7 protein-coding genes and 1 pseudogene are annotated in these 8,182 nt (G+C 64.4%); 6 read left to right on the top strand and 2 right to left on the bottom strand.

The features are described 5' to 3' along the window. The 5 genes from KH616_RS17625 to KH616_RS17605 all read left to right on the top strand — a co-directional run. Positions 1-1,262 (top strand): sigma 54-interacting transcriptional regulator (locus tag KH616_RS17625; RefSeq protein ID WP_292248753.1); only part of this gene is annotated, 1,262 nt, incomplete at its 5' end. Further along, entirely contained in the window at positions 1,259-1,792 is a 534-nt protein-coding gene (locus tag KH616_RS17620; protein ID WP_292248750.1) for a BON domain-containing protein, read from the top strand. The genes KH616_RS17625 and KH616_RS17620, both read left to right, overlap by 4 nt. A gap of 60 nt (positions 1,793-1,852) precedes the next feature. Further along, positions 1,853-2,140, top strand: coding sequence for a hypothetical protein (locus KH616_RS17615; protein WP_292248747.1), 288 nt, complete (start codon positions 1,853-1,855; stop codon positions 2,138-2,140). Between the two features lie 103 nt (positions 2,141-2,243). Then, positions 2,244-2,537 (top strand): H-NS histone family protein, encoded by a 294-nt coding sequence (locus tag KH616_RS17610; RefSeq protein WP_292248744.1) that lies wholly within the window; start codon positions 2,244-2,246, stop codon positions 2,535-2,537. A 593-nt stretch (positions 2,538-3,130) separates the two neighbouring features. Beyond that, on the top strand, positions 3,131-5,500 hold the full coding sequence (locus tag KH616_RS17605) for a GNAT family N-acetyltransferase (protein WP_292248741.1): 2,370 nt from the start codon (positions 3,131-3,133) through the stop codon (positions 5,498-5,500). Between the two features lie 393 nt (positions 5,501-5,893). Here the strand turns inward: KH616_RS17605 and KH616_RS17600 are convergent, their stop codons facing one another. Then, positions 5,894-6,445, bottom strand: a complete 552-nt coding sequence (locus tag KH616_RS17600) for a hypothetical protein (protein ID WP_292248738.1) — start codon at positions 6,443-6,445, stop codon at positions 5,894-5,896. A 213-nt stretch (positions 6,446-6,658) separates the two neighbouring features. Then, positions 6,659-7,480: an IclR family transcriptional regulator gene (locus tag KH616_RS17595; protein ID WP_292248734.1), complete on the bottom strand. Its 822-nt coding sequence runs from the start codon at positions 7,478-7,480 to the stop codon at positions 6,659-6,661. 498 nt (positions 7,481-7,978) lie between these two features. On the opposite strand from KH616_RS17595, the pseudogene KH616_RS17590 reads away from it, so the two are divergent. Beyond that, positions 7,979-8,182, top strand: a pseudogene (locus KH616_RS17590) (ureidoglycolate lyase); the annotation flags it as partial.

Raw genomic sequence — 8,182 nt, 5'->3', positions numbered from 1 at the left:
ACCTGCTGCCCAGTGCCACCCGCGGCGCTTTCCACTTCCAGCAGTCCGTCGGTCACCGTCGGCAACAGCCGCTCGTCGTCACGCGTCTGCCGCTGAAAAACGAAGCGGGCGAGACGGTCGGCGCGATCGGCTTCGCGTTGTTCGATCAACTGAAGACACTCACGCCGATCTTTTCCCGTTACGTGCAGCTGCAGCAGCAGCTGATCGCAACGCAGCGCTCGCTTGCACAGGCACGGCGCGCGAAATACACGTTCGCGAGCTTCGTCGGCACGAGTGCCGCAAGCCTGGAGACCAAGCGCCAGGGGCGCCGCGCCGCGCAGGTCGATTCGCCGGTCCTGCTGCTTGGCGAGACCGGCACCGGCAAGGAACTGCTCGCGCATGCGATCCACGCGGCATCGGCGCGTGCGCTCAAACCGCTCGTGACGGTCAACGTCGCCGCGATTCCCGATGCGTTGCTCGAGACTGAATTCTTTGGCGCAGCGCCTGGCGCCTATACGGGCGCGGATCGCAAGGGCCGCGTCGGCAAGTTCGAGCTCGCCGACGGCGGGACGTTGTTTCTCGACGAGATCGGCGACATGCCGCTGCCGCTGCAGGGAAAGCTGCTGCGCGTGCTGCAGGACAAGGAATTCGAGCCGGTCGGCTCGAATCGGATCGTGCGCGCCGATGTGCGGATCATCGCCGCAACGTCGGCCGACCTGCCCGCGCTCGTTGCCGCGGGGCGCTTCCGCGCCGATCTCTATTACCGCCTCAATGTGCTGACGATTCACGCACCGCCGCTGCGCGCTCGTGCGTCCGATATTGCCGCGCTCGTCTACGCGACGCTCGAGGAGCTGGCCGTGCAGCACGGACGCGCTGCACATTGCGAATTGACCGACGACGCGCTGCGGATGCTGTGCGCTTATCCGTGGCCGGGCAACGTGCGCGAGTTGCGCAACACGCTTGAGCGCGCGCTGATGTTGTCCGATCGTTCGGTGATCGATGCGCGCGCCCTTGCGTCGTTTCTCGGGCCGTCGCGTGCGGCGGCCGACGGCATGCCGGAGCATCGTGCTTCGTCGGCGGCGAAGCACGATGCGCATGCAATGCCGGCGGCGTCGGGCATGTCGTATGCCGATTCGTTTGCGGCCTGGGAGCGCCAATTTCTTGCGGATGCGCTGGCCGCATGCGATGGCAAGGTGACGGACGCGGCGGCCAGGATCGGTATCGGCCGCGCGACGCTATACAAGAAACTGGCGGCGTTGGGTATCGACGGGGCGCGACGATGAATCGGCGCGGGATCGCGGGATGGCTGGCCGCGGCGCTTGCGATGCCGACGCTGGCGCTCGCGCAGCCGGATGCGGCGGGCGCGGCCGCCGAACGGCGCAATTGGTATAACGACCCGTTAGTCGCGCTGTCGCATGACGTCGCCGGATGCCCGCTGCCGCTCGGGCCGTGGATGACCGCCGCCGAGCGAGACGACGACGCGCATTACCGTGTCGAGCGTGGCACCACCTGCTGGCTCGCCCATCGCTGTACGAAGCCGAATTCGTACCTGTATGACGCGCCGATCGCGGCTGCGGCGAAGTCGCACTTCGCGGGGCGCACGCGACTCGCCGGCACCAGCGTCTGGATTACTGTGCAGCGGCGCTTCATTTATGCCGAAGGATGTGCATTCGCGTCGTTCGATCGCGATGCGTTGCGGCGCGAACTGGCGAGCCTGCCCGATGTCGAGCAGGTCTTCGTGCGCATCACGGACGATCCTCACCGGATGCTGCCGTACAGGACGCGCGCGCATCCCGGGCGGACGCCGGATTGACGTATCCGCAATGGTGCGTGGCATACTCGCGGCATTTAAAAAAAGTCGACGGAAAGAACAATGAAACACCTGCGCGCGCCTGTCCTCCGACAACCCGACATGCTGTTGCGAAGCGTCGGGTTGGTTGCTCTAATAGCGGGGCTCGGCGGATGCGGCAGCAGTGCGCCGTTGTTTACGTCCGACGGGCGCTCGACCACGCTGGTGCAATGCGTGAGCGGCGATGCGTGGAGCAACTGCATGGACAATGCGCGCGCTGCTTGCGACGGCGAATTCGACGTATTGCGGCAGTCAGTCGACGAGGGGGTGCGCAGTCTTCTCTTTGCATGCAAGAGAAAGAGCGGTTATTGAAGATGCAATTGCAAATCCGAATTTAACGAATCTGGAAAGGCCCTTTTCTATTTGCTTCGCGTCAACTATTTTTTATAGATAACACTTAGGGAATTCCATCCATATGGCGACCTACAGGCAGCTGACAGCGCAACTCGAAAAGCTTCAGGTAAAGATCGGCAAGGAACGCGAAAGGGCGCTCGCGCAGGCGATCGCCGAGATCCGGGCCAAAATCGAGGAATTCGACATTACGCCGGAGGAACTCGGTTTTCGTCCGGTAGGCGCTGCCGCCGCCAGGCCCAGTCGCCCGTTGCCGCCGAAATATCGCAACCCGAAAACCGGTGCAACGTGGAGCGGCCGTGGCCGCGCACCGGCATGGCTCGGCAAGAACCGGACGCGTTTCCTGATTCAGGACTGACTCCCGCAAAGTCTCACCTTTCCTGCGCTGACTGACGGTGCGAATGGTCCATCGGCCTTCGCACCGTTTTGTTTTTGCGCACGGGTCAATCGTTCTGCGCGGCTCGATCAATGCACGACGCCACGCCCCGGGATCGGTCCGTTTCGACAAATCGCGGCGGTTTTGCCGTGTATCGCGCTGAATTCCGTCAAACATCGGGGCGGATGCATGACGCGTGTACCCATCGCCGCACGATGTGTATCGCGGATGCGGCACGCGAGAACGCCTCACGTTTCGCGGTTGCGCGCATTCCGGCGCGTGATTCCCGAACATGCTCACCTTGCCTCCTGTAAATCCTCACCATTGCCAGGCGGATCGCATTGCAGCGTATGCCGGTTTCGGCGTCGCCCGACGCAATGCGTCGCGTCGTCGCCGCGCAAGGGGCGCGGCGTAGTTCGTTGCATGATGCGCGGCTTGACCTGCATCGGATAGCTGGCCGTTCGGCATATAGGCAGGCGAGAAACGTTCGCCTATGCTTGGAATTCGCGTCGACCGGGGCGGCTTGCCGAGCCGCATTCGAAGCCGGTCATCTTCCGTTACCGTATGGAGCTGCCGTGACCGTTCGCCACCTCGATGCGTTGTTCCAACCCAAATCCGTCGCGGTCGTCGGCGCATCGTCGCGCCCGAGCAGTATCGGTGCGATGGTGTGGGCGCGCTTACTCGACGGTGCGTTCCCGGGGCCGGTCTGGCCCGTCAATCCGAAATATGCGGAACTCGACGGTTACGGCGTCGTGTCGGATGTCGACAAGCTGCCGGCGCCGCCTTCGGTCGCTGTGATCTGCACGCCGCCCGCGACCTGGCCGGGCATCGTGCGCAAGCTCGGCGGCCTCGGCGCGCGTGTCGCGGTGATCGTCGGTGCGGTGCGCACAGTGGCGGACCGGGTCGCGCTCGATCGCACGCTTGCAGCTGCGAAGCCGTTCGTCCTTCGTATCGTCGGGCCGGGCAGCCTCGGCGTATTGACGCCGGCGCGGCACGCGCATTTCGGTGCGCCCGCCTATACGGTGCGTGCGGGCGGCGTCGCGTGGGTGTCGCAGTCGAATGCATTGACGAACGCCGTCCTTGGCTGGGCGGATGCGCGTGGTCTCGGGTTTTCGCACGTCGTGGCACTCGGCGATGAAGCCGACGTCGATGCGGGCGACGTGCTCGATTACCTGGCGAGCGATCCCGGCACGCGAGCGATCCTGCTCGAACTCGATACCGTGCGCGCGGCGCGCAAATTCATGTCGGCCGCGCGTGCAGCGGCGCGCAACAAGCCGGTGCTTGCTTTACGAACAGGTCGCGCCGATCCGGGCGACGCGTTGTATACCGCCGCGTTTCAGCGCGCGGGGATGGTGCGGGTCGACGCGCTCGACGATCTGCTCGACGAGATCGAGACGTTGGGCGTCGGGCGCGTCAGGGCACACGGCGCGGCCACCCTGGTGACGAGTGATGCAGGTGTCGCGAAACTCGCGGTCGATGCCGTCGCCGAAGAACGGGACGTGCTGGCCGAATGGCCGCCGGCGGTCCTGTCGGCCATATCGGCGGCGCTGCCTCATCTTGCCGAACCGGGCAATCCGCTTGCGTTGGGCGACGACGCGCGCCCCGAGCATTTCGGCAAGGCGATCGAGGCGCTCGATCCGTTCCCGCAAACCGGCACGCTGTTCGTCGTGCATTCGACGTCGCACAGTGCGCCGGCCGATGCGGTCGCACGCGTGCTGATCGAATCTCGTCATCACGCGCGGCGAGGCCTTCTCGCCTGCTTCTTCGGTGCGGTCGACGCAACGACGCGAGATGCGCTGCATGCGAGCGGCATACCGGTGTATACGACGCCGCAGCGGATGGCACGCGCCTATGCTCGGCTCGTCGATTACAACCTCGGCCATGAGCTGCTGATGCAGACGCCGGAGGCCATGCCGCCGCAACCCGTGTCGTCCGTCGCAATGGCACAGGGCGAAGCGTGCCGGATGCTCGCAGCGGGGCAACACGCGCTCGCGGGCACGGCCGCTGTGCAGTGGTTGTCCCATTTCGGTCTGGATGGTGCGACATCGATGGACGAGGATCGCCGTGCCGCGATCGTCGATGTGACGGTCGACATGTACGACGACGCGAACTTCGGTCCGGTGTTCCGCTATTCGGCGCCGCCGGTGGATGGCATATCGGCGCCGTTCGTCGTCTATGGGCTGCCGCCACTGAATACCGTCCTCGCGCGTGCGGTGATAGAGCGCTCGCCGTACGCACGCCGTGTTTCGATCGAACCCGTACTCGATGCGTTGACGGCGCTGTCGCAGGTCGTATGCGACGTGCGTGAAGTGGTGGCCATGACGGTTACGCTGCGCGTGTTCCACGATCGCGTGTCGGCGGTCGCACCGCGTATCGCGCTCGGGGTGGAACGTAGCCGGCTTGCGATCATGCCGTATCCGCGCCGTCTGGAGCAGACGTTCGAATGGCATGGCGAGACGATGACGATCCGCCCGATCCGTCCGGAAGACGAGGCGGCGCACAACGAATTGCTCGGCGCGATGACGCCGGAGGATTTGCGGATGCGTTTTTTCGGTGCGGTGCGCAGCTTCGATCATTCGCAACTGGCGCGCATGACGCAGATCGACTATGACCGCGAGATGGCATTCATCGCGTCGGTCAATGACGGCGGCGGCCAGGCCCATACGCTCGCCGCGGTGCGCGCGGTGACCGATCCGGACAACGAGACGGCCGAATTCGCGATCGCCGTGCGCCCGGACCAGAAGGGTAAGGGTTTGGGGCGCCTGATGATGGCGCGAATCATCGAATACGCGCGTTCGCGCGGGACAACGTGGATGGTCGGCGAGGCACTCCGCGAAAACATCGCGATGATTTCACTGGCGAGGTCGTGCGGATTCAACATCGAGTCGACGGAAGAGCCGGGCGTCGTGGGATTCCGGATGAAACTTCAAACGGCTCAAGGGTGAGTCTTTTCGGGAGCCGCAAGTGAGTCTCTGCGGGAAAGCGTGGTGAGAGAATTCGGGAGCTGTCGGTGAGCCTTCCCGGGAGCGCTCGAAGCGTGTCCGAGAGAACTGTCCGTGGGTGTCGACGGGAAGTCCTGGTGAGTCTTTACGGGATGCGCCGGTGAGTGTCTACGGGAAGTAGCGGTGAGCTTGTTCGGGAACCTGCGGTGAGCCTCTGCAGGAGGCCTTGGTAAGGCTTTTCGGGGGGGCGGGTGAGTGTTTCCGGGAGATGCGAGTGAGCTTCTCCGGGAGGCATGGGTGAGATTTTCCGGGAACGTAACGTCGCGCGATTTCCGTGGGCATGGCAGCCGGCTGCTGCGATTCGCTCGCCGGTATCGGCCGTGCCCGGCCGTGTGCTCAGGCGGCCAGTTTTGCCGCGGCGTCGGTCACGAGATCGCGCGTGATCGCAAGTTCGGCAAGATGCGCGTCTGCATAGACAGCGCCCGTTTCGCGTTCGAGCCGGGCAATCGTCACCGCGCAGCGGGCCATGTCTTTCGGCATCGCGATAAAACGCTTGATGGATTCCCCGGACTTGAACGCTTCGAACAGCGCATTGCGAACGTCGTCCGGCAGCGTCTTGGTCCACTGGTACGGCTTGCCGTTGAACGTGATCGACGGCGGCAGCGCGCGTTCCTTCTTCGTCGCTGTGATGAGGCCATAGGTGCGGGCGGCCTCGCCGATCTGCTCGGGCGAGAAGAGTTCGTCGGGCGTGATGTCGAATTGCTCGATATAGGTTTCGATCGCCTGCATGGCGGCGGCGCGGTCGTCGCGCTTCTTCTGTGCGCGTGCGACGATGTCGCGGAGTTCATCCGCCTCGTCGGGCGTGATCGTGAAGCTTGCCTGCTTCTGCTGAAGTTCGGAAAAACGCTGGAATTCGAGATCGCTCAGAAGTTTGGCCATGACATCCATCAGACGCGTCCACCGGCGACGCCAGCGGACGTAATTTTTGAGAGGGCCGTTATTCTAGCGTAGCGACGTGCGCGGAGTGATTTGGCCCCGTGGCGGCACGACGCCGCACAGGGTACGACGCATGGCGCAGGCGCACGCAGCACGACGGACGGCAGCGGTGCGCCGAACCGCTGCCGCCCGTCACCCTCACGGTGCGAGAGCGTGACTCACATGTCAGTTCGCATGGGTGCGATACATCGACAGCGCCGCGGCGGTCTGGTGCAGGTGCTCGGCGACCGCATCGACAGGCGGCGCCACGTGCGAGTCGATTCTGCGGATATACGGGCAGGTCAGCACCGCGATCGCATGACCGGACGGCCCGAGGATCGGCACGCTCAAATCGGTCACGCCGAAAGTTTGACGGCTTTCCTGACGCAGAAAACCTGCATGGCGGATCGTCTGGCACGCCTGTGCGAGTTCCTGCTCGTTCAGCGGCGTCTCGCCCTTGATCTTGCGGTACTCGGCCAGCATGTGCGCGCGCTCTTCGGGCGGCTGGAATGCCAGCGTCACACGTCCCGATGCGGAATCGGCAAGACTGATGTGCGAGCCGAGCCTGACCGACACGCCCCACGAGCCGGGCCCGTCGACCTGCGCGATCACGAGCAGGTTGCCGCGATCGTAGCGCGACAGGTGGCACGATTGTTCGGCTGTATCGGCGAATCGCTGCATCAGCGGCAGCGCCTCGGCGATCAGCCGGCTCATCGGCGGATGACGATGGGCGAGCGCGAACAGCTTGAGGCTGAGCGTATAGCGGTCGCCGCCCGTCGAGCGCATCACGTAGCGCCGGGCGACCAGACGTTCGAGCATCCGGTAGATTTCGCTCGCGTTGCGGCCGAGTTCTTTCGTGATTTCGGTGCGGGTGAGGCCTTCCTTCTGTTCCGACAGGAGTTCGAGGATGTCGAGTCCCTTGTCGAGGGCCGGGGCGCGATAACGTTCGATTTCGCCGCATTCTCCGTGCGCGTCGTCGCCAGGGCGGCGGTCATGTCTCGTTTGCATCGTATTGCAGTGGTGGATCGGTGAAGTGCTCTCGATCGGTCGACAACGCACGCATGACGGTTATGCAACGCCCATCTGTCCGGTCCGTGCACGCTGTGGAACGCATTTTGCGGCGAGCATCATAGCAAACATATAGTATGTAATGCGGCGCATTTTTCGATCGTTATTGCACAAGAACGTATGTATCGCAAATGTCGATGACAACCTTGCGTACAACCGCCATGTTTTTGTCATGGCGGGCATCCCTGGTCGCTGGCGTACGGTGCGGTGCGGATGCACAGGTGGCCGCGCGTGTTGCCGTCACGCCGGGGTGGCTGCAATAGTCGGTATCCGGCGGGCGTCATTTTGACGGGGGCGGCTGGTGATACAACGTCGTCAAGCACGCGCGACGGGATAATCGGCGTCCGGCACCGGCACCGGCACCGGCACCGGCCATCCCGCAGCATGAACCGTGCCGCATCAGTATCCTTCCACCTTCGACAGGAGAGGTTGAACTCGATGAAACTGCTTCGTTATGGGCCGCCCGGCCAGGAGAAACCCGGCATCCTCGATGCGGATGGCCGGATCCGCGATCTGTCGGCCCATGTGCCGGATCTTGCCGGCGAGGTGTTGTCCGATGCCGGCCTCGCGCGGCTGCGCGCGCTCGACGTGGCGGCGCTGCCGCTCGTGCCCGGCGAGCCGCGGATCGGCCCTTGCGTCGGC

The organism is Burkholderia sp. (genome assembly GCF_018375725.1).
Classification (GTDB): Bacteria; Pseudomonadota; Gammaproteobacteria; order Burkholderiales; family Burkholderiaceae; genus Burkholderia.
Note: the sequence above shows the minus strand (reverse complement) of the source record. Positions and strands in the feature narration are given on the sequence as shown.

Bases quoted from the DNA above. Each gene is read 5' to 3' on its own strand.
- KH616_RS17620 (WP_292248750.1), top strand. From the start codon at position 1,259: ATGAATCGGCGCGGGATCGCGGGATGGCTGGCCGCGGCGCTTGCGATG.
- KH616_RS17615 (WP_292248747.1), top strand. From the start codon at position 1,853: ATGAAACACCTGCGCGCGCCTGTCCTCCGACAACCCGACATGCTGTTG.
- KH616_RS17610 (WP_292248744.1), top strand. From the start codon at position 2,244: ATGGCGACCTACAGGCAGCTGACAGCGCAACTCGAAAAGCTTCAGGTA.
- KH616_RS17600 (WP_292248738.1), bottom strand. From the start codon at position 6,445: ATGGATGTCATGGCCAAACTTCTGAGCGATCTCGAATTCCAGCGTTTT.
- KH616_RS17595 (WP_292248734.1), bottom strand. From the start codon at position 7,480: ATGCAAACGAGACATGACCGCCGCCCTGGCGACGACGCGCACGGAGAA.